2 protein-coding genes are annotated in these 3,123 nt (G+C 39.6%); both read right to left on the reverse strand.

From position 1 onward, the window contains the following. Positions 1–175 precede the first annotated feature (175 nt). On the reverse strand, positions 176–1,456 hold the full coding sequence (gene aceA / locus V7112_RS14185; RefSeq protein WP_335420850.1) for an isocitrate lyase: 1,281 nt from the start codon (positions 1,454–1,456) through the stop codon (positions 176–178). Positions 1,457–1,488: 32 nt separating this feature from the next. After that, positions 1,489–3,078 carry a malate synthase A gene (aceB, locus tag V7112_RS14190; protein WP_335420852.1) on the reverse strand — a complete coding sequence of 530 codons (1,590 nt, stop codon included), beginning with the start codon at positions 3,076–3,078 and terminating at the stop codon, positions 1,489–1,491. Between the last annotated feature and the right edge of the window lie 45 nt (positions 3,079–3,123).

A 3,123-nucleotide genomic window follows, 5' to 3' on the forward strand; every position in this document is an offset into this window, starting at 1 on the left:
GTTATATATCAATTAATTTCTACACTGGTGAAATTAATTGTTATTATAACTCTATAGGAAAACGTTTACAATACTTTTTTTAAAAAATTATGAATTTTAAATTAAAAAAGCGAGAGAAAAACTTCTTTTCCCCCGCTTTTAACTATTTAGACTGCACCACTTTTTTTATGGTTGGTTATGCTTTTGTAAATTGCGCTTCCTCGGTAGAGCCTTTTAAAGCAGTTGTAGAGGAGGTTCCACCTGTTATCACCTGTGCGACTTCATCAAAGTAACCTGTTCCTACTTCACGTTGATGGCGAGTTGCTGTATAACCATATTTTTCACTTGCAAATTCGGCTTCCTGAAGCTCAGAATATGCCCCCATACCTCTATCCTTATAACCTCGAGCCAATTCAAACATACTATGGTTCAAAGCATGGAAACCAGCTAATGTAACAAATTGGAATTTATAGCCCATCTTTCCGATTTCCTTTTGGAAATTTTCAATCGTTACTTCATCCAGCTTCTTCTTCCAGTTAAAAGATGGAGAGCAGTTATAAGCTAATAGCTTACCAGGGAACTTCGCATGAATAGCATCTGCAAAACACTTAGCTTGCTCTAAGTCTGGCTCCGAAGTCTCACACCAAATTAAATCTGCATATGGTGCATATGCTAATCCACGTGCAATTGCTTGATCAAGTCCCGCTTTCGTGCGATAAAATCCTTCTAGTGTTCGTTCACCTGTAATAAATTCTTGATCAACAGGGTCGATATCGCTTGTAATAAGGTCTGCTGCATCAGCATCTGTTCGGGCTACTAAAATCGTTGGAACTCCCATTACGTCGGCTGCTAGTCGTGCAGAAATTAAATTTCGTACTGCAGTTTGGGTTGGCAATAATACCTTTCCACCTAAATGCCCACATTTTTTTTCAGATGAAAGCTGGTCTTCAAAATGTACACCTGCCGCTCCTGCTTCGATCATGCCTTTCATTAGCTCAAATACATTCAACTGTCCGCCAAAACCTGCCTCAGCATCGGCCACAATTGGAGCAAACCAATCGGTATCACCTTCTCCTTCCATATGCTGAATTTGATCAGCACGCTGTAAAGCTTGGTTAATCCGCTTTACTACACTTGGAACGCTGTTTGCTGGGTAAAGACTTTGGTCCGGATACATATGCCCTGAAAGGTTTGCATCAGCAGCTACCTGCCAGCCACTCAAATAGATTGCCTTAAGGCCTGCTTTTACTTGCTGAACAGCCTGATTCCCAGTTAATGCTCCTAGTGCATGAATATAATCCTCTGTTTGAAGAAGATTCCACAATTTTTCAGACCCTTTACGTGCCAAAGTATGTTCGATATCAATTGAGCCTCGTAAGCGAATGACATCCTCAGCACTATAAGGTCTTTCGATTCCTTTCCATCTTGAATCCATTTCCCAGCTTTCTTGCAATTTTTGAATTCTTTCATTTGTCATTTTCTTTTCCTCCTTAATTTTATTCTTTTAATCTATAAGATTTCATATCCTGGTAAAGTTAAAAATTCCACGAACTCATCATTCGTTATCAGGTCATCAAATAGTCTTGTAGCCTCCGCGAAACGTCCTTCTTCAAAAGCATCTTTACCGATTTCCTGTTTAATCTTTTCAAGCTCTTCTTCTTTTAATTGTTGAACAAGCTCAAATGTGACCTTTCTTCCATCCTCTAAAACTCCTTTGGGATGTCGTATCCACTGCCATAGTTGAGCTCTCGAGATTTCTGCAGTCGCCGCATCCTCCATAAGATTGTGAATCGGCGCAGCACCATGTCCACGAAGCCACGATTCGATATATTGAATACCAACATTGATATTCGTACGAACACCTTGCTCCGTTATGCTTCCTTCAGGAACAGCAATAAGCTCCTCGGCTGTCACTTGAACATCCTCACGTTTATTATCAATTTGGTTAGGGCCAAGCATGACTGTATTAAAGACCTGTCTAGCAACTGGTACAAGCCCTGGGTGTGCCACCCATGTACCATCATGGCCATTATTTGCTTCACGTTCCTTATCAGCACGCACTTTGTTAAAGGCTTCTTCATTTGCTTGTGGATTGTTTTTCACTGGAATCTGGGCAGCCATTCCACCTATCGCGTGACATTCGCGCTTATGACAAGTCTTGATAACATGCTGTGAGTAAGCACTCATAAACGGAGCAGTCATCGTAACCACAGAACGGTCTGGTAATATCACATTTTCTACATTTCGAAATCTCTTTAAATAGCTAAAAATATAGTCCCATCGGCCACAATTTAGCCCAGCTGAATGCTCTCTTAATTCATATAAAATTTCATCGACTTCAAAGGTTGCAAGAATCGTTTCAATTAGAACCGTTGCTTTAATGGTTCCTTGGGGAATTTTTAACTCCTTTTGCGAAAAGATAAATACATCATTCCACAGTCTCGCTTCAAGATGGCTTTCCATCTTTGGTAGATAAAAATAAGGCCCGCTTCCATTCTCGATCAACGCACTCGCATTATGATAAAAATAAAGTCCAAAATCTAGTAAACTCGCAGAAATACGTTTTCCATCAAGTTCAATATGTTTCTCTTCTAAATGCCAGCCTCGCGGACGGACAACAAGTGTTGAAATTTCATCGTTTAACTGATATTTTTTTCCGTTTGGATTTTCAAATGTAATGGTCTTTCTTACTGCATCTCGTAAATTAATCTGCCCTTCGATCACGTTTTTCCATGTTGGAGCATTGGCATCCTCAAAATCTGCCATAAAAACTTTGGCTCCCGAGTTTAATCCATTAATAACCATTTTTCGATCAACAGGTCCTGTAATTTCAACCCTTCGATCCTGTAAATCCCTTGGAATCGGCGCAACTGTCCAGTCCCCATTTCGGATATGTTCTGTTTCAGATAAAAATGTTGGCATAATCCCTTTATCGATTTCCTGCTGTCTTTGCAGTCTCTTTTTTAATAACTGTTTTCTTCTTTCTCCGAAGTTCCGTTCTAGTTTCTCAATGAAGTTTAATGCCTGAGGTGTCAAAATTTCTTCATACTGCTCATTCATTTTTCCTGTGATATGAATTCCTGAGGTTCGTGTCGTCATTTTTTCCTTAACACCTTCCTTACCTTTGTTATAATACAGTTAATT

Source organism: Bacillus sp. JJ1566 (genome assembly GCF_036962685.1).
In the GTDB taxonomy this organism is placed as follows: domain Bacteria; phylum Bacillota; class Bacilli; order Bacillales; family Bacillaceae_L; genus Ferdinandcohnia.